The 22,195-nt window shown below is 70.6% G+C and carries 25 protein-coding genes; 14 read left to right on the forward strand and 11 right to left on the reverse strand.

Features of this window, described 5'->3' with window-relative positions:
• The first annotated feature begins 3 nt into the window (after positions 1–3).
• Both sigJ and OO70_RS20435 read left to right on the forward strand, forming a co-directional pair.
• A complete protein-coding gene (gene sigJ / locus OO70_RS20430; protein ID WP_043673163.1) occupies positions 4–897 on the forward strand; it encodes an RNA polymerase sigma factor SigJ in 894 nt (297 codons plus the stop codon).
• 77 nt (positions 898–974) lie between these two features.
• Entirely contained in the window at positions 975–2,156 is a 1,182-nt protein-coding gene (locus OO70_RS20435; protein WP_267881224.1) for an NAD(P)/FAD-dependent oxidoreductase, read from the forward strand.
• 68 nt (positions 2,157–2,224) lie between these two features.
• On the opposite strand, the gene OO70_RS20440 is transcribed toward OO70_RS20435, so the two are convergent.
• Positions 2,225–2,653 (reverse strand): hypothetical protein, encoded by a 429-nt coding sequence (locus OO70_RS20440; RefSeq protein ID WP_051741441.1) that lies wholly within the window; start codon positions 2,651–2,653, stop codon positions 2,225–2,227.
• 76 nt (positions 2,654–2,729) lie between these two features.
• On the opposite strand from OO70_RS20440, the gene OO70_RS20445 reads away from it, so the two are divergent.
• Entirely contained in the window at positions 2,730–3,344 is a 615-nt protein-coding gene (locus tag OO70_RS20445; RefSeq protein WP_043673170.1) for a TetR/AcrR family transcriptional regulator, read from the forward strand.
• A 49-nt stretch (positions 3,345–3,393) separates the two neighbouring features.
• Here OO70_RS20445 and OO70_RS20450 read toward each other — a convergent pair whose 3' ends face one another.
• From OO70_RS20450 to OO70_RS20460, 3 genes are all read right to left on the reverse strand, one after another.
• Positions 3,394–3,915, reverse strand: coding sequence for an ATP-binding protein (locus tag OO70_RS20450; RefSeq protein WP_043673172.1), 522 nt, complete (start codon positions 3,913–3,915; stop codon positions 3,394–3,396).
• Between the two features lie 86 nt (positions 3,916–4,001).
• Positions 4,002–4,322 carry a hypothetical protein gene (locus OO70_RS20455; protein ID WP_199827357.1) on the reverse strand — a complete coding sequence of 107 codons (321 nt, stop codon included), beginning with the start codon at positions 4,320–4,322 and terminating at the stop codon, positions 4,002–4,004.
• Between the two features lie 33 nt (positions 4,323–4,355).
• Complete coding sequence (locus tag OO70_RS20460; RefSeq protein ID WP_043673173.1) at positions 4,356–5,261, reverse strand: LysR family transcriptional regulator; 906 nt, start codon at positions 5,259–5,261, stop codon at positions 4,356–4,358.
• Between the two features lie 186 nt (positions 5,262–5,447).
• On the opposite strand from OO70_RS20460, the gene OO70_RS20465 reads away from it, so the two are divergent.
• The gene (locus tag OO70_RS20465; protein WP_043673175.1) at positions 5,448–5,999 is read left to right on the forward strand and encodes a DUF6817 domain-containing protein; all 552 of its coding nucleotides are present in this window, start codon (positions 5,448–5,450) and stop codon (positions 5,997–5,999) included.
• Positions 6,000–6,012: 13 nt separating this feature from the next.
• Here OO70_RS20465 and OO70_RS20470 read toward each other — a convergent pair whose 3' ends face one another.
• On the reverse strand, positions 6,013–6,705 hold the full coding sequence (locus tag OO70_RS20470; protein WP_043673178.1) for a TetR/AcrR family transcriptional regulator: 693 nt from the start codon (positions 6,703–6,705) through the stop codon (positions 6,013–6,015).
• Between the two features lie 69 nt (positions 6,706–6,774).
• Here OO70_RS20470 and OO70_RS20475 point away from each other — a divergent pair, with 69 nt between their 5' ends.
• The 4 genes from OO70_RS20475 (at position 6,775) to OO70_RS20490 (ending at position 9,737) form a co-directional block, all read left to right on the forward strand.
• Complete coding sequence (locus tag OO70_RS20475; RefSeq protein ID WP_051741443.1) at positions 6,775–7,965, forward strand: FAD-dependent oxidoreductase; 1,191 nt, start codon at positions 6,775–6,777, stop codon at positions 7,963–7,965.
• 112 nt (positions 7,966–8,077) lie between these two features.
• Positions 8,078–8,518, forward strand: a complete 441-nt coding sequence (locus tag OO70_RS20480; RefSeq protein ID WP_043673181.1) for a helix-turn-helix domain-containing protein — start codon at positions 8,078–8,080, stop codon at positions 8,516–8,518.
• A 92-nt stretch (positions 8,519–8,610) separates the two neighbouring features.
• Entirely contained in the window at positions 8,611–9,270 is a 660-nt protein-coding gene (locus OO70_RS20485) for a hypothetical protein (RefSeq protein WP_043673184.1), read from the forward strand.
• Between the two features lie 131 nt (positions 9,271–9,401).
• Positions 9,402–9,737, forward strand: a complete 336-nt coding sequence (locus OO70_RS20490) for a DUF2516 family protein (RefSeq protein ID WP_078651503.1) — start codon at positions 9,402–9,404, stop codon at positions 9,735–9,737.
• Between the two features lie 101 nt (positions 9,738–9,838).
• On the opposite strand, the gene OO70_RS20495 is transcribed toward OO70_RS20490, so the two are convergent.
• From OO70_RS20495 to OO70_RS20505, 3 genes are all read right to left on the reverse strand, one after another.
• Positions 9,839–11,242: a PP2C family protein-serine/threonine phosphatase gene (locus tag OO70_RS20495; RefSeq protein ID WP_043673188.1), complete on the reverse strand. Its 1,404-nt coding sequence runs from the start codon at positions 11,240–11,242 to the stop codon at positions 9,839–9,841.
• Positions 11,243–11,510: 268 nt separating this feature from the next.
• A complete protein-coding gene (locus tag OO70_RS20500; protein WP_043673193.1) occupies positions 11,511–12,602 on the reverse strand; it encodes a C40 family peptidase in 1,092 nt (363 codons plus the stop codon).
• Between the two features lie 243 nt (positions 12,603–12,845).
• Positions 12,846–13,658 (reverse strand): class I SAM-dependent methyltransferase, encoded by an 813-nt coding sequence (locus OO70_RS20505; protein WP_051741445.1) that lies wholly within the window; start codon positions 13,656–13,658, stop codon positions 12,846–12,848.
• A 131-nt stretch (positions 13,659–13,789) separates the two neighbouring features.
• Between OO70_RS20505 and OO70_RS20510 the strand changes: the two genes are divergently transcribed.
• From OO70_RS20510 to OO70_RS20525, 4 genes are all read left to right on the forward strand, one after another.
• Positions 13,790–14,314 (forward strand): hypothetical protein, encoded by a 525-nt coding sequence (locus tag OO70_RS20510; protein ID WP_043673199.1) that lies wholly within the window; start codon positions 13,790–13,792, stop codon positions 14,312–14,314.
• A gap of 176 nt (positions 14,315–14,490) precedes the next feature.
• Positions 14,491–15,828 (forward strand): D-inositol-3-phosphate glycosyltransferase, encoded by a 1,338-nt coding sequence (mshA, locus tag OO70_RS20515; protein WP_043673202.1) that lies wholly within the window; start codon positions 14,491–14,493, stop codon positions 15,826–15,828.
• A complete protein-coding gene (locus OO70_RS20520) occupies positions 15,821–16,333 on the forward strand; it encodes a type III secretion system chaperone family protein (RefSeq protein WP_043673205.1) in 513 nt (170 codons plus the stop codon). The genes mshA and OO70_RS20520 overlap by 8 nt, the downstream gene beginning before the upstream one ends.
• A 110-nt stretch (positions 16,334–16,443) precedes the next feature.
• A complete protein-coding gene (locus OO70_RS20525) occupies positions 16,444–18,081 on the forward strand; it encodes a glycosyl hydrolase family 28-related protein (protein WP_043673208.1) in 1,638 nt (545 codons plus the stop codon).
• A 1-nt stretch (position 18,082) separates the two neighbouring features.
• Here OO70_RS20525 and OO70_RS20530 read toward each other — a convergent pair whose 3' ends face one another.
• On the reverse strand, positions 18,083–18,727 hold the full coding sequence (locus OO70_RS20530; protein WP_043673211.1) for a methyltransferase domain-containing protein: 645 nt from the start codon (positions 18,725–18,727) through the stop codon (positions 18,083–18,085).
• Between the two features lie 9 nt (positions 18,728–18,736).
• Positions 18,737–19,576: a helix-turn-helix transcriptional regulator gene (locus OO70_RS20535; protein ID WP_043673214.1), complete on the reverse strand. Its 840-nt coding sequence runs from the start codon at positions 19,574–19,576 to the stop codon at positions 18,737–18,739.
• Positions 19,577–19,625: 49 nt separating this feature from the next.
• On the opposite strand from OO70_RS20535, the gene OO70_RS20540 reads away from it, so the two are divergent.
• Together OO70_RS20540 and OO70_RS20545 are read left to right on the forward strand one after the other, a co-directional pair.
• Positions 19,626–20,063 carry a DUF2000 domain-containing protein gene (locus OO70_RS20540; protein WP_043673217.1) on the forward strand — a complete coding sequence of 146 codons (438 nt, stop codon included), beginning with the start codon at positions 19,626–19,628 and terminating at the stop codon, positions 20,061–20,063.
• Between the two features lie 257 nt (positions 20,064–20,320).
• Positions 20,321–20,728: a hypothetical protein gene (locus OO70_RS20545; RefSeq protein WP_043673219.1), complete on the forward strand. Its 408-nt coding sequence runs from the start codon at positions 20,321–20,323 to the stop codon at positions 20,726–20,728.
• An 84-nt stretch (positions 20,729–20,812) separates the two neighbouring features.
• On the opposite strand, the gene OO70_RS20550 is transcribed toward OO70_RS20545, so the two are convergent.
• Entirely contained in the window at positions 20,813–22,078 is a 1,266-nt protein-coding gene (locus OO70_RS20550) for an MDR family MFS transporter (RefSeq protein WP_043673221.1), read from the reverse strand.
• Between the last annotated feature and the right edge of the window lie 117 nt (positions 22,079–22,195).

A 22,195-nucleotide genomic window follows, 5' to 3' on the forward strand; every position in this document is an offset into this window, starting at 1 on the left:
CTCATGGCCGAGCGCCGCCGACTACTCAACCTCGGTTACCGGATGCTCGGTTCGGTGCAGGACGCCGAAGACGTCGTACAGGAGACGTACGCCCGTTGGTACGCCCTGTCCGAGGAGGCGCAGCGGGCGATCGACGTGCCGATGGCGTGGCTGACCCGGGTCGCCTCGCGGATCTGCCTCGACCAGCTGGGCTCGGCGCGGGCCCGGCGGGAGCGGTACACCGGGGAGTGGCTGCCGGAGCCGGTGCGGCACGGTGCCGGGTGGACCAGTACGGGGAGTGCGGGCGCGGACGATCCCGCCGACCGGATCACCCTCGACGAGTCGGTCAGCATGGGGATGCTGGTGCTGCTCGACTCGATCACTCCCGCGGAGCGCGTCGCCTTCGTCCTCCACGACGTGTTCGGCATGCCGTTCACGGAGATCGCCGAGACGGTGGGCCGTACGCCGGCCGCCTGTCGCCAACTCGCCTCCTCCGCACGCCGACGACTGGCCCACCGGGCACCCGGCAGCGCTACGGCGGAGGAGCACGGCCGTGTCGTCTCCGCGTTCCGCGGGGCCTGCGAGACCGGGGACCTCGACACGCTCGTCGCCCTCCTCGACCCCGATGTCGAGTCGCGCAGCGACGGCGGCGGCAAGGTGCGGGCGGCTCTGCGACCGGTCGTCGGTCGCGACAAGGTGGCCCGCCTCTTCCTCGGCCTCATGCGCCGGGAACCCGAGGTGGAACTCGTCGAGGACGACGTCAACGGCATGCCCGGGGTGGCGGTGCGGATGGGCGGGACGACGCTCGCCGTGCTGGCGATGGAGGTGCGGGGCGGGTTGATCACCGAGCTGTGGCTGGTGGTCAATCCGGACAAGTTGGGGGCGTGGAACGGGGGGAGCGGGGGTGGGGTTTCCTGACCGTCCCTCGTACTCGCATGCTGGAAGCGGGAGTTGGCCGGTGATCTGGGACAGGTGAGTGGGGACAGGGGGCGTTCGTGAGGATCGGGTCCGGGAAGCGGCCTGGGCGTGTTGCTGTCGTCGGAGTGGGTGTCCTTGGGGCGAGCGTGGGCTGGAATCTGGCCCGGCGCGGTGCCGAGGTGGTCCTCGTCGACGCGGGCCGGCCGGGTGAAGGCGTCACCAACTGGTCCTTCTCGTGGGCCAACGCCAGCAACAAGACCGTCAGCAAGGCCTACTTCGACCTGAACGTCGCGGGCCTGGCGGCGCACCGCGAACTCGCCGGCGTCATCGGGCCGGATTCCTGGTGGCATCCCAGCGGCCATCTGCGCTGGACGGACGATCCCGCGGCGGAAGCGAAGCTCCTGGAGACGGTCGAGCTGCTGGCCGGCTGGGACTACCGGGTCGAGGTGCACACGGGGGCCGAGGTGCGCCGCCGCCTCGAACCCGCCCTCACGCTGCCCGACGAGGCTCCCGTCGTGTTCTACCCCGACGAAGCCTGGGTGCACGGACGTCATCTCGTCGGCCGTCTCGTCGACCAGGCCGTCGCGTTCGGGGCCCAACTCCGGTTCGGCACCGGTGTCGTTGGCATCGACACCGGTTCCGACGGAAGCATCCGGACCGTCGCCCTGTCCGACGGGAGCCGCCTCGACGTCGACGTCGTCGTGAACGCGGCGGGCCCCAGCGCCTCCCACGTCGCCGGCCTCGTCGGACGACACCTGCCGATGCGCCGGGAACCCGGGGTCGTCACCCGGATCGACTGTGCGCGGGTCCCGATTCACCGGGTCATGCACGCACCGCACATAGAGATCCGGCCTGACGGAGACGCCTCGATGGTTCTCCATAGCCGGGAGATCGACGCGCTCATCGACGCGGACGCGCCCGTCGACGCGGGCGCCCTTACCGACCCAGGTGCGCTCATCGACGCCGGCGACGAGCCGGCCCAACTCGCGCGGCTGCTCCACGAGTTGGCGCGGCGCGTCGTCCCCGAGCTCGACACCTCCCGCATCGCACAGACACGGGTGGTCAACCGGCCGATCCCGGCCGACGGATTCCCCTCGGTGGGAGCGGTGCCGTCCGTGCCCGGCTACTACGAGGCCGTCTCCCACAGCGGCATCACGCTCGGGCCGGTGATCGGACGGCTGCTCGCTTCGGAGATCCTCAGCGGGGAGAGGGACGAGCTGCTGGCGGACTTTCGCCCGGAGCGCTTGCCTTTTTCGTGATGGTGCGGGTGAGCGCGATCACTACGGCGACCAGGCGGGCGCGCGTCTCCCTGTGCTGCTGGGAGTGGTCAACCAGCGCATTCTGAACGGGATTTCAGGTCCGAGGCCGTCTGCGTGGAGGTGGCGGCGGCCAGCAGCGCGGCGAACACGACCGGGGCCGCTGCCTGGTACCCGATCCACACCTCACCCCCGGCGGTGCCACCCTGCCACGCCATCAGGACGCCGGCGAGAGCCGTCAGTACCCAGCCGCTGTCGTAAGCGACCATGAGGCGCGTGTAGGTGCGCATCGATCGGCTGCGCACATATCCGATCTCGATCCCGCCCCCGATCAGCAGGGTCACGCCGGCGACGACCATCAGCCAGACGGGCACGCCGAGCAGTCGGCCCAGCGGGGCGGAACCGACGACGTAGACAGCGGCGAGCAACACCTTGAAGGCGCCGTCGGCGATGATCCCCACCGTCCAGGGTGTCACTGGCCGTGCCGCGATCTGGGTCATGCGTGTTCCTCCCTGAAGTGCGCCGGACGTTCGGCTGGTTCCGTAATCAGATTACGGTAATAATCAAACTATGAGAATGACGAGAGCGGAGGCCAGGGAACGCAACCGCCGAGCCTTGCTGGACGCCGCGTTCCAGGTCGTGTCCCGGGACGGGTACCGGGCCAAGCTCGACGAGATCGCCGAACGCGCCGGACTGACCACCGGCGCCGTCTACTCGCTGTTCGGGAGCAAGAACGGCCTGGTGGTCGCCTTGGTCGCCGACTATCTGCGGCCGTACTACGAAGAGATCGAGAAGGAAGTCCCAGCCGGACTGGATCTGTTGGAAGCGGTCGATGTCTTCGCTCGGCACTACAGGCGCAGTTGTGATGCCCCCGACGCGCTGCCGCGCCTGTCGCTCCAGATCACCTTGCTGGACATGGCTCTGCACGACCCGGACCTGGGGTCCCAACTCGCCACGTCCGTCCGGGCGCAGGAGGACCACCTGATCGCGCTGTTCACCGGCAGGTCGCACAACGGGAGCGTCGTGACGTCACATCAGGCGCACCGTCTGACCACCGCACTCAGGGCACTGTTCGTCGGCCTCAGCCAGGGCGTCACGCTGGGCCTCGCCCCTGATGCCGACGAGCAGTACTTCGCCGACACCGCCCGGGCTCTGGCGTCCGACGTTTCCCTCATCGACCACGCCGCATGACGCGCTGGTCTGTGATGCGTCGGTGGCGTGGTCGACGTGGGGGCGGGTCTCAGCTCTTGACCGCTTCCGCGATCCGCAGGGCGGCCTGCGCAGGCGTCAGGTGGGTGGTGTCGACGACCTCGGCCTCGCTGTGCAGCCATGTGCGGGCCGCCTCGGCGTAGGGCTCGAGGTAGCGGAGGCGGAATGAGGAGGGGCCCATGACGGTGTCCCCCTCGATGCGTCCGCGGAGGGTGGCCTGGTCGGCGTGCAGGACGAAGTGCCGTACCGGGATGGAGTGTTGGGCCAGGCCCGCGCTGATCTCGCGCCAGTACTGCTCGACCAGGACGGTCATCGGCATCACCAGGGTGCCGCCGGTGTAGTCGAGCACGCGGCGGGCGGTCTCGACGACGAGCGGGCGCCACGGCGGCCAGTCCTGGAAGTTGCCCGTCGACGGCAGAGGTGGCGTGATGTCCATGAGCGTCACACCGACCTTCTCGGCATCGAACACCCTTGAATCCGGGATCAGTTGCTGCACGAGTGCGCTGGTCGTCGTCTTGCCCGCGCCGTGCGTGCCGTTGAGCCATACGATCATGGGATACGACGCTAGCGGTGCGCGGGTCGTGGAGAAGCGGGAACGGGGGACAGGGGAAGGGGTGGATGCGGTGGACGCCGTGGACCTCAGGTGATCATGTGCTGCGGGACCAGCAAGTCCTCGTCGGTGAACAGCCGAGCCAGAGCCGTCGGGTCGTCTCCGGCGCAGGTGTCGGCGACGGTGTCGCTGAGCCGGTCGTAGTCGGGGCCGGTGCTGCCCTCGTAGGCCTCGGTCGTCCGGCCCCACTCGTCCCAGGGCAGCATCTCCCGCTTGTGGAGGGCCGCGAGATCGCGAACGGCGTTGCCGCTGATCTCGGCAGGTCCCCAGGCGTGATCGGTGCTGATCACCCCGATGAGACCCGGGTGTCCGGGCGTGCCGCAGGGGAGAGTGGAGGGGCGGTCTGACACGCGGGCTGCGTTGCTCGGTTCGCCGCCATCTCCCTACGACTGCCCCGCCCGACCGCCCGTACAACTGCGGGCGACCGTGTCGGCGAACGCCCGGGCGAGTGGGGTGAGGGCGTCCCAGCGGCGGACGGCCCAGCCGACCGGGAGCGGGGGCAGGTCGGGGAGGGGGACGAGACGCAGGGGGCCGTCGTCGGGTATCTGCCGGCCGGGCAGGACGGGTACGACGGCGTGGCCGAGGCCGAGTTCTGCCAGCAGGAGGGCGGTGTCCCAGTCGGCGACGCTGGTGTCGGAGCTGCTCCGGACACCGAGTTGGGCGAACGCGGCGTCGAGGTGGGCGCCCGAGGTGGAGTTCTGGGGGAGTCGGATGAGGCTGATGTCGGTGAGTTCGGCCGTGTCGATGCGGGGCCGGGTCGCGAGCGGATCGTCGGTGCGGACGGCCAGTACCCAGGGCAGGGCGACGACGGGGCGCTGCTCGATACCGCGCACCGGGCCGGAGATCGTGACCCAGGCGAGGTCCAGGTTGCCGGCGGTGAGGGCGTCGAAGCAGTCACGGCTGGAGGTCTCCGTCCGAAACTCCAGGCTGACCTTCGGGTGGCGCCGGCGGAAGTCGACGATGGCCTCGGACATGAAGTGCCGCACGGTCGTTCCGCCTGTGGTGACGCGGACGGAGCCGCTGTCGCCGTTGACGAGGTCGCCGAGACGCCGTAGTGCCAGATCCAGTCCGGCGATGCTGTCCGAGGCGGCATCGCGCAGGACGCGCCCGGCGTCTGTCGGCACGACGCCTCGCGGCTGACGCTCCAGGAGGCTCACACCTGCCTCCCGCTCCAACCGCTTCACATGCTGGCTCACCGCCGACTGCGTGCAGCCCAACTCCCGGGCGACGGCACTGAGGCTCCCCGCCCTGCACACGGCCACGAAGACGCGTAGATCCTCCAAAGTCATAACCCCCAAGCTACAGCTTGGAGTTGGCTAGAAATCCATAGGATTGACTGGGGTTACGAGGTCCAGGAAGACTCGGTGCAGGGCCCCGGCGGCAACCCGTCCGCGCCTTCGCAGTGTCCGGACCACAGGCGAAGGCGCGGACGGGTGCCGACCTCAAGTGACATAGCGACGTAAGGACCTCGCCCCGTGCCTGCTCCCCCTCCCGCCGTCGGCCGGGCCGTCGCGCTCCTGCGCGAGCTCGGCGCCGCGGAGACCGCGCACCCGGGCGGCACACTCCTCGCCCACCTCCAGCGCGTCCAAGAGCAACTCGCCGCATGGGACGCCCGCCCGGCCCTCCAACTCGCGGGCCTCTGCCATGCGTTCTACGGCACCGACGGCTTCCCCGTCGCTCTGCTGTCCCTGGATCGCCGTGACGAACTCGCGGCGGTGATCGGCGTCGAGGCGGAAGACCTCGTGTACGTCTACGCGTCGTGCGACCGGAAGGCCACCTATCCGACCCTCGCGGATGTCGACGGCACCTTCCAGGACCGGTTCACCGGCCGTGCCCGTATCCCGGAGCCCCAACTGCGCCGGGACTTCGCCGAGTTGTCCGCCGCCAACGAACTCGACCTCGCCCGCGTCGACCCCGCCTTCCGCGAGAAGCGGGGGCCCGAACTCCTCGCCCTGTTCACCCGATTCCGGCCCTTGCTGAGCGAACCCGCCTGGTCGGACTGCCGGGCGGTGCTCGCGGCCGGTTGAGCCGAGCCGAACGTCAGGCCGCCGGCCCGGTGAGTCTGGCGGCGACGGCGTCGAGGACCCAGTCCAGGCCGGTCGCGAAGGACGTCTCGGCGTCCACGTCCGTGCCGTCGTACACCGCCTTGGCCAGCGCCGGGAAGCGGCCCGTGGCCAGCATTCGCGTCACATGCGGGCCGGAGGCGCGCTGCCAGTCGAGCTTGGTCAGGCCCGTGGCGCGCTCGGCGCGCAGGTTCGCGATCTCGCGTCTGATCGCGCCGGTGAAGTAGGCGCTGACGGTCTCCACGGCGCGCATGACGGTGTCGATGTCGGCGAGGCCGTCGAGCGCGGCCAGCGTGGCCTCGGTGACGGCGAGGCCGTTCGGGCCCAGGGTCGGACGGCCGCCGAGCAGGTCGGCCAGCCATTCGTGGCGGAGGGCTGCCTGCCTGGTGCGGTGGGCGAGGACGCGCAGCGCCTCCCGCCAGTCACCGGGTTGCTCCTCGGGGAGGATCTCGGCCTGGACCTCGTCCACCATGAGGTCGAACAGCTCCTCCTTGGTGGAGATGTATCCGTACAGCCGCATCGGGCCGGCGTCCAGCCGGGCGGCGACCTTGCGCAACGACACCGCCTCCAGCCCGCCCTCGTCGGCCAGCGCGACGGCGGCGGCGACGATCCGCTCCCGGTCGAGCGGCACGGGGCGAGTCGGCGGCTCCGGCCGGTCCCACACAGTCATGGCCTCATCGTCGCATCGTCCCCTCGCACTGTTGCGATACAGCGTATTGAGAAAATACAATGTATCGACATGAGACATCGCATCGCCAACCATCGCATCGCCAAACCTCACGTCGCCAGGCATCGCATCGCAGTCGTCGGGGGCGGTCCTGCCGGTCTGACCTTCGCCCGCGTCCTGCACCGGTACGACCACCCCGTCACCGTCCTCGAACGCGACCCCGGCCCCGACGCCCGTCCCCCGGGCGGCACGCTGGACCTGCGCGAAGGGCTGGGCCAACTCGCCCTCGACAAGGCGGGGTTGCTGGCGGAGTTCCAGGAGCTGTCGCGCCCCGAGGGGCAGGCGATGCGCATCCTGGACGTGGACGGGACCGTCCTGCGCGACTGGCGACCCCGTCCGGACGACCGGGCCAATCCCGAGATCGACCGCGGGCAACTCCGTGACCTGCTGCTCGGCCCTCTCGACGTCCGGTGGGGGCGGGGCGTGACGCGGGTGGTGCCGGGGGCCCGGGACGGCGTACGGGTCGATTTCGCGGACGGGCGACAGGAGACGTACGACCTCGTGGTCGGCGCGGACGGCGCATGGTCCCGGGTCCGCCCGGCACTCTCGTCGGTGGTGCCGCACTACACCGGCGTCACCTCGGTCGAGACCTCCCTCGACGACGTCGACACCCGGCATCCCGACCTCGCCCGGCTGATCGGCGACGGTTCCGTGGCCGTGTACGGCGTGAACCGAAGCCTCGTCGCCCAGCGCAACAGCGGCGGCCACGTGAAGGTGTACACGAAATTCCGCGCGCCGCTGGACTGGCACGCGCATCTGGACCTGGCCGACGCCGAGGCCGTGCGATCGAGTCTGCTGGCCCTGTTCGACGGCTGGGCCGCTCCCGTCCTCGACCTCCTCCGCCACGGCACCGCGTTCGTCCACCGCCCCTTCCACGTCCTGCCCGTGTCCCACACCTGGCCCCACGTCTCCGGAGCGACGCTCCTGGGCGACGCCGCCCACCTGATGCCCCCACTGGGGGTGGGCGCGAACCTCGCGATGCTGGAAGGCGCCGAACTCGCCGAGGCCATCGCCACCATCGCCGCCACCGCCACCGCCACCGGTCCCGGAGGGGATCTCGACGAGACCGTCCGCGCCTTCGAGGAACGGATGTGGGCACGCGCCGGCAGGTGGGCGGAGATCACGACGGCCGGTCTGGAACGCCTGGTGAGCCCGGACCCCGCCGAAGCCCTCGCCGTCTTCGACCAAGTCCAGCCGTCCTGACCGCAACCTGACCGCAGCCTCTGCCGTCCGCACCCGGTCACAGCGAGTGGCGTGGCGCACTTTTGCAAGCAGGTGCTTGCAATAGTTAGCGCGGGTGGTGCAAGGTGGGGGCATGGCAACGCTCAACGTCGGCAATCTCGGTGAGTATCTGCGTGAACAGCGGCGCAACGCGCAGCTGTCACTGCGGCAGCTCGCCGACGCCGCCGGGGTGTCGAATCCGTATCTGAGCCAGATCGAGCGCGGGCTGCGCAAGCCGAGCGCGGAGGTGTTGCAGCAGGTAGCCAAGGCGCTGCGGATCTCCGCCGAGACGCTGTACGTGCGGGCCGGCATCCTCGACGCCGAGCGGGACCGGGACGAGGTCGAGACACGTGCGGTCATCCTCGCCGATCCCACGCTCACCGAGCGGCAGAAGCAGGTGCTGCTTCAGATCTACGAGTCCTTCCGCAAGGAGAACGGATTCGAGATCGCCGACGGGGGCGATGAGAGCGGTCCTGACGTGAGCGACGGTGCCGACGGCAGCGACGCCGACCCGCAGGAGCAGACGGCCGGTTGACGACGACACAGCCTGTTGACGACACCGCCTGTCCGCTCATCGCGGAAGCAACAAAAACCCTCAGCTGATAGCAACCGGGAAGGACCATCACCATGGCCATCACCGATGACCTGCGCAAGACCCTGAGCGACCCCACCCCCCTCTACTTCGCCGCCGGTACCGCCGACCTCGCGCTCCAGCAGGCCAAGAAGGTTCCCGGCCTGGTCGAGCAGCTGCGTGCCGAGGCTCCGGCCCGGATCGACGCCGTGCGCGGCACCGACCCGAAGGCCGTGCAGGAGAAGGCCGCGGCCCGTGCCAAGGAGGCCGGTGCCAAGGCCAAGGAGGCGCAGGAGACCTTCCAGACCAAGGTCAATGACTTCATCACCAGCCTCGACGGCGACCTCAAGAAGCTCGGCAGCACGTTCGACGCCGACCTGAAGAAGTTCGGCGAGTCCGCCCAGGACTTCGCGCTGCGCGGTGTCGGTGTCGCCGCCGAGTACGCCGTCAAGGCCCGTGAGACGTACGAGAAGGTCGCCGAGCACGGCGAGCAGGCCGTGCGCACCTGGCGCGGCGAGGCCGCCGACGAGATCGAGGAACTGGCCGTCGCGGTCGAGCCCGACCCCGCGCCCGCTGCCGAGCCCGTCGTCGTGAAGGCCGACGAGCCCGCCCCGGCTCCCGCCGCTGCCGCGCCCGCGCCGGCGAAGAAGCCCGTCGCGAAGAAGGCTCCGGCCCGCAAGACCACCGCGAAGAAGACCACGCCGCCCGCGAAGTGACACGAACGGGTGATCAGTGACGGGCCGGGCACTCCATGAGTGCCCGGCCCGTTCTTCGGGTAGCGGGGATCCTGTTGCGGGTACGGTGACCGCGTACGGACGAGTCGAGTCGGGTGGTGGACGTAGTGCTGATGCAGGGCTTCACGGGGTTCATGTGGTTGTTGAGTACCGCCCTGATCGTTTTCAGCGGCTTCGCGCTGGTCGACGCGGCCACGCGCCGCGAGGACGCCTATCGCGCGGCTGACAAGAAGACCAAGCCGTTCTGGCTGATCGTCCTCGGGCTCGCCTTCGTGGTGAACCTGATCTTCAACATCCTGTCGTTCCTGCCGATCATCGGCCTCGTCGCGACCATCGTGTACATGGTCGACGTGCGCCCGGCCCTCCGCGGCCTCCCCGGCGGCGGCCGCAGCCGCAGAGGCGGCTCCAGCAGCGACGGCCCCTACGGCCCGTACAACGGCGGCCGCTGACCTCGTACGACAGGCGGGGTGCCCCGCCGCATGAGGAGCTGCGGCGCCAGTCCTACGGCGACGGCGGCGCCCCGCGTTCCCCGTAACGGCTACGGCTACGGCTACGGCGCCCGGTCCAGCATCAGCACCGCCACGTCGTCCGTCAGCTCGCCGCCGTTGAGGTCGCGGACCTCGTTCACCGCCGCGCGGAGCAGTTCCTCGCCCCGCAGGCCCTCGGCGAGCTGGCGGCGGATCATGGCCACCATGCCGTCCTGGCCGAGCCGTTCGCGGCGGCCCGCGCCGGTCCGGCCCTCGATCAGGCCGTCGGTGTAGAGCATCAGGCTCCACTCGGCGCCCAGTTCCACCTGCATCCGGGGCCAGCGGGCGCCGGGGAGCAGGCCGAGGGCGGGGCCGTTGTTGTCGTAGGGGAGAAGTTCGGCCGGGCGGCCGGGGCAGGCGAGCAGCGGGGACGGGTGGCCGGCGAGGCACAGACCCGCGCGGCGGCCGTCGGGGGCGATGTCGACCGTGCAGAGCGTCGCGAAGATCTCGTCGTCGGCGCGCTCGTGCTCCAGGACCTGTTGCAGCGTGCCGAGGAGTTGGTCGCCGCACAGGCCCGCGAGGGTGAGCGCGCGCCAGGCGATGCGCAGTTCCACGCCGAGCGCGGCCTCGTCGGGGCCGTGGCCGCAGACGTCGCCGATCATGGCGTGCACGGTGCCGTCGGGGGTGCGCACGGTGTCGTAGAAGTCGCCGCCGAGCAGCGCGCGGGAGCGGCCGGGGCGGTAGCGGGCGGCGAAGCGCAGCGGGGAGCCTTCGAGGAGGGGTGTGGGCAGGAGGCCGCGTTCGAGGCGGGCGTTCTCCTGGGCGCGCAGCTTGGACTCGGTGAGCTTGCGCTCCGCCCTGTCGGAACGTTTCCTCGCCACGGCGTAGCGGATCGCGCGGCTGAGCAGCCGGCCGTCCAGCTCGTCGCGGAAGAGGTAGTCCTGGGCGCCGACCCGGACCGCTTCCGCGCCGCGCTCGGTGTCGCCGGACGCGGTGAGGGCGAGGACGGCGTGGTGGGGCGCGATCCTCAGGACGTGCTTCAGTACGGCCAGCTCGTCGTCGGCGCCGTCCACGGACCGGCCGGGGGCGGGCAGCGCGAGGTCGAGCAGGATGCAGTGGACGTCGTCGGTGAGCAGCCGCTCGGCCTCGGTGAGGTTGCGGGCGGTGCGGACCCGGATCGGCTTGCCGGTCGGGTCGAGCAGCTCGGGCACGATCGGCGAACCGCCGGGGTCGTCCTCGATCATCAGCAGGGTGAGGTGACCGGCCGGGGTGCCGTGGGCAGCGCGGGGCGTGGCTTCGGCCGGGCGCGGCGTGGCGTCGGTCGGCTCGTCGGCGGCCTTGTTGCCGTTCTCGGTGACCGTGTCGTCGTTGACCGTGTCCTGCGTGCGCGGGGCCTCCGTGACTCCGGAGGGGCTGTCGACTGCGGCCTGCGCCTGACCACTCTCCACGGCCGGGATCGCTCTCTGCCGCGGTATGGGTGCGGGCATCGTCCTGATTCCTTCCCTCCCCCCGAGGGCGGCGGGGCGAGGGACCTCAACCCACCGACGGGGACCATAGCGGTAGTCGGCGCCGTAAAGGAATGGTGTGAGGCAGGTCGCTTGGCAGGCGGCCAGTGTCATATGCCGTGATCCGTACCGCAGTTGGGCAGGGTGCCCGCTACCCGGGGATGACGAAGGTCACGCCCGGAGGGCGTTTCGCGCGGACGGGGCGTGTGCCAGGTCACGCGGTCGGGGGCGCCGACTCGATACGGGCATATCACGCATCCGGCCGCACAACACCCAATATCGGCATCGAACCCGCCCCCGCGATCGTCACCGTCCGCCCCGGCCGCGGGGCGTGGATGATCGCGCCGTCGCCGATGTACATCGCGACATGGCTGGCGTCGTCGAAGTAGATGATCAGGTCGCCGGGGCGCATGTCCTTCACGTCGACGTGCTTCAGCTGCTTCCACTGCTCCTGCGAGGTGCGCGGGATCGGGTCGCCGGCGCTCGCCCAGGCCTGCGAGGTCAGCCCCGAGCAGTCGTACGACTTCGGGCCCTCGGCGCCCCACTCGTACGGCTTGCCGAGCTGGGCCGTCGCGTAGGCCACCGCCGCCTTGCCCTCGGTGGAGGCCTTGGTGCTGATGTCCTTGACGACGCCGGAGTCGAGCCAGGCGGTCTGTGCCTTCAGCGCGGCCTGCTGCTCCAGCTTGGCCAGGCGCTCCTTCTCCTGCTTCTCCAGCTGGGACTCCAGCTTCTCGGCCGCCGCGATCTGGGTCGTGACCTTCTTCTTGGCGGCGGCCTTGGCCTGGCGGTTCTTCTCCAACTGCTGCCACTGCGCGGAGGCGTCGGCGGTGTACTGCCGCAAGTCCTGCTGGGCGCGGGTCAGTTCCGCGATCAGGCCCTTGGTGGCGCGCTCGCCCTGGAGCACCCGCCCGGCACCGTCGAGGAACTCCTGCGGGTTGTCGCTCAGCATCAGCTGCGCCTCGTCCGGGAGCCCGCCCGTGCGGTACTGGGCGCGGGCCGCAGCACCGGCGCGGTCCTTCAACTCGTCCAGCTTCTCCTGGCCCTTGACGATCTTCTTGGCCAGCTCGACGATCTCGGCGGACTGCTTCTGGGACTGCTCCTCGGCCGCGTTGTAGGCGTCCGTGGCGACGGCGGCGTCGTGGTACAGCGCGTCGAGCTTCTCGCGTACGGCCTCAAGGTCCTTGTTGGTCACGGGAGTCGGGGACGCGGTCGCCGAAGGGGTCGATGTCGGCGTGGACGTCGGCGTCGGGCTCGCGAAGGCGGTGCCGGGTGCCGCGAGTACGGTGACCGCGCAGACGACCGTGATGGCCGTCGTGATCAGGGCTCGCCTGCCCGCTCCCATACCCCTGCCCCCACATCCACATCTGATTGACCGTCAGTAACTTACGGACGCCTGGGGGATCGTGCCATGCCCGGACACAAAACGACAGAGGTAGTACTTCCCGTACTTCTTCCCTTTCCTTCCAGGTCATGACCTGTCGTGACCTGGCACGACCTGTCGTGGCGATCTCCCCGCCCGTTGTGACGAACGGCCGCCGGAGATCGTTCCCCGACCGCCCGGCACGGGGCGCGGGCGCGCCGAGGTTCACCCGCGCGGGGCCAACGCCCCCCACGCCACGGTCACTTCGCCCTGCCGCCACCGCACCGGCCCGTCCGTCACCGGCCAGTCGGCCGCGAGGTCCCGCACGGCCCGCATCCAGCGCTGTCGGGCGCCGTAGGAGGCGTAGGGCGCGGCGGCGGCCCACGCGCGGTCGAAGTCGCGGAGGAAGGAGTGCACCGGTTCGCCGGGCACATTGCGGTGGATGAGTGCCTTCGGGAGGCGCTCGGCGAGATCGGACGGCCGTTCCAGGGAACCGAGCCGGGTCGCGAAGGTGACGGTGCGCGGCCCCTCCGGCCCCAGCGCGACCCACACGTGCCGTCGCCCGATCTCGTCACAGGTCCCCTCGACGAGCAGCCCGCCCCGCGAACGCTCCGACGCCGGGGCGAGCCGCCCGCACAACCGCGCCCAGACCTCGGCGACCTGCGCCTCGTCGTACTGCCGCAGCACGTTCGCCGCGCGGATCAACACCGGCCGCCGCGCGACGGGCACCTCGAACCCGCCGTGCCGGAAGACCAGCCCCTCCCGCTCGTACGGTTTCGCCGCCGCGACCCGGGCCGGTTCGATCTCGACACCGACCACGCGCGCGTGCGGGGCGACGGTACGGAGGCGCTGCAGCAGTTCCACGGCCGTCCAGGGCGCGGCACCGTACCCGAGGTCGACGGCGACGGGATCCTCCGCCCGGCGGAACTCCGCGCCGTGCGTCGCCACGATCCAGCGGTCCATACGGCGCAGGCGGTTGGGGTTGGTGGTGCCGCGGGTCACCGTTCCTACGGGGCGGGTGGTCGCGCGGGCTGTCATACCTACGAGGGTAGGCGGCGCGGGACGAGGGGCGGCGCACCGGGCACCGGCCGAAGCTGTCGCTTCCCGTCCCGTTGTCAGTGCCGCCTGGCAGGATCGGAGATCAAGTCGCCGAGGTGAGGGTGGGACCGATGAAGGTGCTTGTCACGGACGAAGTCCACGTCGACTACGGCCAGATGTTCGTGGAGAGCGGCGGGGACGAATGCGACCTGTACGACGCCTTCGCCGGGCAGGAGGGCGTCGGGCTCTGCGGGGGCGGGACGGCCGGGACGCTGCTTCTGCTGACCGGTCTGCACATCGGCGGCGTCGACTTCACCGCCGAGCTGCACGACAGCCGGCCTGAGGTGGACGAGACGTGGGAGGAGATCGTCGAGGTCCCGTTCCGGCCGGTGTCGCAGGAGACGAAGCTGCGGCAGTGGAACTGGAAGAACTCGTGGGAGCTGGGACTGGAGGAGCGCGACTACCGCGTGCGGTACTCCGCCATCGCCATGGACGCCGGCCGGAGCAAGAACGTGCGGGAGGACGACGAGCCCGCGACCGACGACCGGTATCTGCTGCAGATATGGCCCGCCGCGCCCGAGCCGGCCCGGCTGCTCAAGCAGACCGGCGGCGCGGCCGCGTACTGGCACGCCTTCGCCACGGCGCCCGTGGGCTGACGCCCTGAACGGACGTGGCCAACGCACCTTCACCTCGAACGGTTGAGCGACACGGGGTAATGCCTCGGTAAAATCCCCATGCGCCGGAATGAGAATCCCGCCCCCCGATGTTGCACCCCCTTGGAGGGCTCCGCACACCCTCCCTGAGGCATGCCCGCAGCAAGGAGGAGCGCCACGTGAGCCAGTACGCCAGCAGGCTCGGACGGCGTTCCCCGGCCGCGTCCGCCCGGCTGCGGCTGCACCGTAAGCCCCGTCGTGTCGCCATGCTGTCCGTGCACACGTCACCGCTGCACCAGCCCGGCACGGGCGACGCCGGCGGTATGAACGTCTACATCGTGGAGCTCGCGCAGCGCCTCGCCGCGATCAACATCGAGGTGGAGATCTTCACGCGCGCGACCACGGCGGTCCTCCCTCCGACCGTCGAGCTCGCCCCCGGCGTCCTCGTCCGGCACGTCGACGCGGGCCCGTACGAAGGTCTCGCCAAGGAGGAACTCCCCGCCCAGCTCTGCGCGTTCACGCACGGCGTGATGCAGGCATGGGCCGGCCACCGCCCCGGCTACTACGACCTCGTCCACTCGCACTACTGGCTCTCCGGCCACGTCGGCTGGCTCGCCGCCCAGCGCTGGGGCGTCCCCCTCGTGCACGCCATGCACACCATGGCCAAGGTCAAGAACGCCAGCCTGGCCGACGGCGACACCCCCGAGCCCGCCGCCCGCGTCATCGGCGAGACCCAGATCGTCGCCGCCGCCGACCGCCTCATCGCCAACACGGCGGAGGAGGCCGACGAACTCGTACGGCACTACGCGGCAGACCCCGCCAAGGTCGCCGTGGTCCACCCCGGCGTGAACCTCGAACGCTTCCGCCCGGCGGACGGCCGAGCGGCGGCCCGCGCCCGCCTCGGCCTCCCCCAGGACGCCCTGATCCCGCTCTTCGCCGGCCGCATCCAGCCCCTGAAGGCGCCGGACGTTCTGCTGCGCGCGGTCGCCGTGCTCCTCGACGAGCGGCCCGAGCTGCGCTCGAACATCGTCGTCCCCGTCGTCGGCGGCCCCAGCGGCAGCGGGCTCGCCAAGCCCGAGGGCCTGCAGAAGCTGGCCGCGCGGCTGGGCATCGCGGATGTCGTACGGTTCCGGCCGCCGGTCGGCCAGGAGCAGCTCGCGGACTGGTTCCGGGCCGCGTCCGTGCTGGTCATGCCGTCGTACAGCGAGTCCTTCGGGCTGGTCGCCATAGAGGCGCAGGCGGCCGGTACGCCGGTGCTCGCGGCCTCGGTCGGCGGCCTCCCGGTCGCCGTGCGCGACGGCGAGACCGGCTTCCTGGTGCAGGGCCACGATCCCGTCGCCTACGCCCACGTCCTGCGCCGTCTCGCCGACGACCCGCACCTCGCGCCCCGCATGGGCGAGGCCGCCGCCCGGCACGCCCAGTCCTTCGGCTGGGACACGGCCGCCGCCGCCACGGCCGACGTCTACACGGCCGCCGCGCAGGCCCACCGCCGTCACGTACGCTCGCACCATGGGTGAGGCAGCGGCGGATCAGGACCGGGCGGCGCAGGTCATCGAGGGTTTCCTCAAGGGCGCCGAACTCGACTGGGAGAGCCCGGAGTTCGGCACGTTCGTCGTCAAACTCCCCGGCACCCGCAAGCTGTCGACGACCCTCTCCCTCCTCGTCGGCCGCCACTCCCTCTCGCTCAACGCCTTCGTCATCCGTCACCCCGACGAGAACGAGACGGCCGTCCACCGCTGGCTCCTGGAGCGCAACCTCAAGCTGTACGGCGTGAGTTACGCCGTCGACCAGCTCGGTGACGTGTACGTCACCGGCCGGCTGCCGCTGTCCGCCGTCACCGAGGCCGAGATCGACCGCCTCCTCGGCCAGGTCCTGGAGGCCGCCGACGGCAGCTTCAACACCCTCCTGGAACTGGGCTTCGCCTCCGCGATCCGCAAGGAGTACGCGTGGCGGGTGTCGCGCGGGGAGTCGACGCGGAATCTGGACGCGTTCACGAATCTGACCCAGCGGCCGACCGACTGATCTAGCACCAACCCCTTTCGTTGCCACCGGGCGTCGTGGCATGCTCACCGCCAGCACATTTCTGAACGTCGTTCACATCCATGAAGAGCCGCGTGGGAGGACGTACGTACATGAGCCACACCCGTCTCACCAGACGAACCCTGCTCGGAAGCACGCTGGCCTTGGCGGTCCCCTTGCCGAAACGGGGATCGCAAGGATCGAAAGATCAAGTCCCGTCCCTCTGGCGGGAGTTCACCCGCACCCCCTTCACCCACCCGCAGATCCCCTACATCGGCCGGGCGGGCGCACAGCGCCACCCCCGCCACTCCCGGGTGCTCGACGTCCGTCGCTACGGCGCCGTCGCGGACGGCACGACCGACTCCGCCCCCGCGATCAACCGTGCCATCGCCGCTGCCGGCAGGGCCGGCGGTGGCACGGTGCTCATCCCGCCCGGCACCTTCCGCATCGACGACGTGATCCGCGTCGGCCACTCGAACGTGGTGGTCAGGGGCGCCGGCAGCGACCGTACGAAGCTCTGGGCGACCAAGAACCTCACCGAACTCATCGGCGTCTACGGCTCCCGCTACGGCGGCGACAAGTCGGCCTGGTCCTGGGCGGGCGGCCTCATCTGGCTTGCCCCGACGGCCCGTTGGGACTCACTGGTCGCCGCGATCAGGGCGAAGGCCTGGCCCTTCGAGGGCTGGACCGGCAACAAGCGTGACGAATGGCGGCAGTTGACGACCATCGAGCCGGCCCGCCAGGGCTCCTGGACGGTGACGGTCGCGGACGCCTCGCAACTGAGGCCGGGCGAACTGGTGTTGCTCCGCCTCGCCGACGACACCGGCCACACCCTCCTCCAGCACATGGCGGGCGGCGGCCCCGGCCCCGAGGCGTACTACTGGGACGACAAGACGAAGCTGCTGTCGTACGTCCCCTACGAATGGCCCGTCCGCATCGCACACGTCCATGGCCGCAGGGTGACTCTCGAACGCCCGCTGCCCCTCGACCTCCGCCCCGAGTGGAACCCCCAATTCACCACCCATGTAGAGGAGTTGATGGGCTCGGGAGTGGAAGGGCTCACCCTGGAGGCCGTCGAGACCCCCCAGCAACCGCACCTCCTCGACAAGGGCTACAACGGCGTCGTCCTCCAATGCGCGTACGACTGCTGGGTGGACGACGTGACGGTCCGTCATGTCGACAACGGCTTCGGCCTGGTGGCGGCCTCGGCGTGCACCCTGCGCGGTACGACGGTGTCGGGCCGTGGCTCGCACCACCCCTACTTCTGTCGCGAGGGTTCGCACGACAACCTCATCGAGGACTTCACGATCGAGGAGCGCACGGTCCCGGCGCCGGCGAACACCCAGCTCCACGGCATCAACGTCGAGGGCCTGTCGTCGTACAACGTCTGGTCGCGCGGCGACATGCGCATGGGCACCTTCGACAGCCACCGCGGACTGCCCTTCGCCGACGTCCGCACCGACATCACGGTGAACAACAACGGCCGCCACGGCGGCGACGCGAGCGCCGGACCGCTGTTCGGCGCCCGCTTCACCCACTGGAACATCCGCGTCACGAACGGCCGCGCGGGCCTGATGAAGATCGACCAACTGGCGCCGTACAGCGCGACGGTGGGCGTCAACACGGTCACCGAGTCCGACCAGATCGACGTCCCCGACTTCACCGGCGACCTGCACTCCCGGCTGGAGCTCTACGGCACGACGGATGTCGTACGGCCGCGGAATCTGTACGAGGCGCAGCGGGAGCTGTGACTCAGGTGCGCCACAGGGTGTCGTAGCCGATGAAGTCGAACATGCGCTGTCCGGGCGGGAGTTGGCGGGGCTCGCCGGTGAAGCGGTGGGCGCCGACGGACGCGGGGATCGCGGGATCCGACACCCACAGTCGCTCGAAGCCGCGCTCCTCCAGCCAGGCGCAGATCCGCGGGACCAGGTCCGGGTCCTTGCGGTTGCGTGTCCAGACGACCGTGCCCCCGGTCCGGCACAACGCGGTGCAGTGGTCCAGGAGACGTTCGACGTCCGGGTCGGTGATGTTGCCGAGGACGCCGCACAGGAGGACGAGGTCGGCGGGTGCGAGGTCGGCGTACTGATCCGTCAACGAGGCGTCCTCGGCGACCACTTCGACGTCGGGAAGGCCGGCCGCGCGGGCGGCCTGTGTCGCGTGGGCGACGTTCCGTTCGTCCAACTCGACCAGCCGGGCGCGGACTTCGGCTCCGCGGGGATGGTCGGCCAGTACGCCGATCAGGTCACGGCCCTGTCCGGCGCAGACGCTGATCGCGGTGAGCGGGCCGGGCGGGGCGGTGTCGAGGGCGTACCGGACGCGTTCCTGGACCATGGCCAGGCGCCTGCTGAGGTAGGAGTCGGGGGAGTCGTATGCGTCGTGCCACTCGTGCCAGTCCATGCGCGGAATCTAGCCGCGGCGTTGATCTCTGTCGCGTGAATAACGCCCCGGCGTGACCCCCACCAACTTCCGGAAATGGCGGGTGAGATGGGACTGGTCGTAGAAGCCGGTGACCGTGGCCACCTCGCCCGGCGGCAGGCCGTCGAGGAGGAGACGGCGGGCGCGGTCGACGCGGCGGGACATCAGGTACTGGTGCGGTGCGATGCCGTACGCCCCGCTGAACGCCCGTACCAGATGGGCGGGATGGGCGTGCACGAGCCGCGCGGCCTCGTCGAGGGCGATGCCTTCGGTGACGCGCTCGTCGAGGAGTTCGCGGAGGGTGCGGGCGAGGGTGGGATCTCCGGCGGGGGTGGGGGAGGACGGCCGTAGGTGGGCCTGCAGTCGTTCCGCGATGAGGGTCAGGCGGCTCTCGGCCTCCAGTTCGTCGCCGGGGTGGTCGAGCGCGGTGTGCAACTGGCCCACGCGCAGCCGGAGTTCGGGATCGCGGAGGTCGGGCCGGTCGACGGCGGAACCGATGAGGTCGTCCGGGAGGTGCGTGCCGTCGAGGTAGAGGACGCGCTTGCGGAAGCCGTGCGGGGTGGCGGGGGAGCCGTTGTGCGGGACGTGCGGCGGGAGCAGCGACACCGTGTCGTGCGGGGTGCCGTGCTCGTGCCGGTCGAGGTCGTACCGTACGGCACCGTCGTCCACGATCAGCAGCGTCCAAGCGTCGTGCACGTGCATCGGGTACGCGTACTCGGTGAAGTGGGCGTGGAAGACCTCGACGACACCGGGGATGCGGGGGCGCCACGCGGAGACTTCCTGCTGGGGGCGGCCTGGGTCGGGGTGGCCCGGGCCCTGCTGCGGGGCCATGCAAAGAACGTACAAGACGAGGGCGTGGGGCGGTCGGCAGTCTCGGCGTATGAGCACTGACATCGCTGGTGAACCGATCCGCTTCGACACGAAGATCGCCGTCCTGCTGCGGGACGACCTCGAGCCGTGGCAGCGGCTGAACGTCACGTCCTTCCTGGTCAGCGGCCTGGGTACGCAGGCTCCCGAGGTGATCGGGGAGCCGTACGAGGACGCGGACGGGGTGGGTTACCTGCCGATGTTCCGGCAGCCGGTGATGGTCTTCGAGGCGACGAAGGAGGTACTGGTGGCGGCCCACGGCAGGGCCCTCGGCCGCGCGCTGCCCCGGGCCGTCTTCACGTCGGACCTCTTCGCCACCGGCAACGACCGGGACAACCGGGCGGCGGTACGGGCCGTCGCCACCGCCGAGCTGGATGTGGTGGGGCTGGCCGTGTACGGGCCGCGGAACGGGGTGGACAAGGTGGTCAAGGGGGCGCGGATGCATCCGTGAGGGGTGGCGGTGGGTGTGCGGGGTGATTCGTTGATCACTGCCCGTGTCGGGCGCGGGTGATGCGGACTCGTCAGCGGGCGGCGGGCGGAAAACTCCCTACGGGCGAATGTGTGCAGGTGAGACGGCTTGATCAGTTCGAGTGGCCGTCGCCGTGAGGCCTTCTGCACGCGCCCCGGGAGGGAGGAGAGTCCTCCCCGGTGAGCCCTTACCCGGGGTGGGCCACCTGCACCGATCCATTCTTCGGCAGGGAGAGAACCATGAACCGATCCACGAAGCTGGCCCTGGGGGCCGTGGTGGCGGCACTCACCATCGGGGGCACGGTCGCGGCGTCGGCCCAACCGGACCAGGTCCACCGGGCGGCGGCGACCGCCGACTGGGCCAAGGTCTCCGCGAGCGGGCACATCCTGGGCGGGCAGGGCATCCGTGGAGTCAACAAGTTCGGCAACGGCCGCTACAACATCACCACGACACACAACCTCAACGGCTGCGCCCTCCTGGGCACCATCAACACCAACGGCGGGAGCGACCCCGGGCCGGGCAGCTCGTCCATCCTGGTCGGCCAGGTGAACGGGAACACCCTCTTCATCCGTACGGCGACGCCGTCCGCGAGCGGCAACGCGGCCGTGGACAGCGACAGGCCGTTCTCGATCACTGTCGTGTGCTGATGCCCTGACCGGCTGCTCACGGCTACCCGCCCGCCTTGCCCACCCCGCCGGTCAGGGTGGGCGGGGTCGTCGGGGTCGTCGCTCTCAGGCCGCGCCGACCTCGGTCTTCGCCGTGGCCGGTATGTCCACGGTTGCTGCCGATCCGGTGACCGGAACCCGCCGCATCAGCGCCCCGTAGCCGACCGCCGCCGCCGTCCCCACGACCGCGCAGCTCCCCCACAGCCACTCGGCCCCGAACCGGTCGATGACGAACCCGGACATCAGCGGTGCGACGAGCCCGGCGACCGCCCAGGACAGGGTGTACATGCCCTGGTAGCGCCCGCGTCCCTGGACCGGGGAGAGCCGGACGACGAGACCCGTCTGGGTCGGGGCGTTGATCATCTCGCCCAGGGTCCACACGCACACCGTGAGGGCGAAGACGCCGACCGAGCCGGCGAACGCGGTGAGCCCGAAGCCGTAGCCCGCGAGGAGCGAGGAGACGACCAACAGCCGCTTGGCGTCCCGGTGTTCGATGAGGCGGGTGACCGGGATCTGGAGGGCGACGATGAGGAAGCCGTTGACGGCGATCGCGGTGCCGTAGTCGGCGGGCGTGAAGCCGGCCTCGCCCATCGCGACCGGCAGTCCGACCGAGCCCTGCTGGAAGACGAGGGCGACGAGGAAGGACAGTCCTACGACGCTCATGAACCGTCCGTCGCGCAGGACGGTCCGGAGCCCGACCGCGTCCACGGCCCCTTTGCTGTCGCCGGCCGGGACGGTGGGCCGGGACTCGGGCAGCCGTAGGAACACGACGACCGCGCAGGCCGCCGTCATCCCCGCCTCCAGCAGGAACCCGGCACGGTAACTGACCTCGGCGATGAACCCGGCGGCCATGGAGGAGACGGCGAAACCGAGGTTGATGGCCCAGTAGTTGAGCGAGAACGCGCGGACCCGGTCCTCGGGTCGCACGATGTCGGCCATCATCGCCTGCACGGCCGGCCGGGACGCGTTGGTCGCCGCCCCGACGAGGAACGCGACGCCGGCGATGGCGACGGGGTCGTGCATGAAACCGAGCAGCGCCACGGAAGCGGCGGTCGACGACTGCGCGATGAGCAGTGTGGGCCGGCGTCCGATCCGGTCGGTCAGCACCCCGGAGCCGATGGACGAGACGACGCCGCCGAGCCCGTACAGGGAGGCGACGAGACCGGCGTAGACGGCGGAGTAGCCGCGGTCGAGGGTCAGATACAGGGCCATGAAGGTCGAGACGAACGCCCCGAGCCGGTTGACGAGGGTGCTGGTCCACAGCCACCAGAACTCGCGGGGCAGACCGGAGACGGTTTCCCGGGCGGCACGTCTCAGGGCGGCGAGTGACATGGTTCGATCCCCCACGGTCGGACAGGCGTGTAAATGGCGCATGGTGTGTAAGTGGCTCATGCGCCGCTCACAACTTACGAAGGGGAGGGGTGGGCGGACCACTCGATTAACAGAAGC

The organism is Streptomyces xylophagus (assembly GCF_000716435.1).
Taxonomy (GTDB): domain Bacteria; phylum Actinomycetota; class Actinomycetes; order Streptomycetales; family Streptomycetaceae; genus Streptomyces; species Streptomyces xylophagus.